The sequence below is a fragment of the Acinetobacter sp. ANC_7512 genome (assembly GCF_056779935.1).
Map to the genome: position 1 here is coordinate 1 of NZ_JBWYIX010000038.1, position 423 is coordinate 423.

1 pseudogene is annotated in these 423 nt (G+C 53.2%); it reads left to right on the forward strand.

Annotated elements, in window-relative coordinates:
• Positions 1–423 (forward strand): annotated as a pseudogene (locus tag AC1M9H_RS14360) (type VI secretion system tip protein VgrG); the annotation flags it as partial.

The following is a 423-nucleotide window of genomic DNA, read 5'->3' on the forward strand; positions in this document are numbered from 1 at the left end:
GTGAAGGCATTAACTGGCTCATTGATGAAGCCCAACCGATTGTACCGAGCAACAACAGCCCGATCGAAGCACAAAAGCTCCGCCTGATTGACGACAACAGCCAATACCAAGCCCTTAACCGACGCAACATTCGCTACCACCGCAGTGATGCGACAGAACAATTTGATAGCATCACCAGCTTTATCGGACAACGCAGCCTACAACCCACCGCAGTCCACCTACAACGCTGGCAAGCCACAGCCCTCGAACAAGAAGAAGGTGCAGGCTCAGTCCAAAGCAAACACCAACACAGTGACCACCAAGACAATGCCAGCCTAGGCCTCGAACAAGCATGGCACATCAGCCCTGCATGGATCCAAGACCTCAAAGGCGAAGACCAAGCCACCGCCTCAGGCAACAGCCAAGTCGAAAAACTCAACCAAC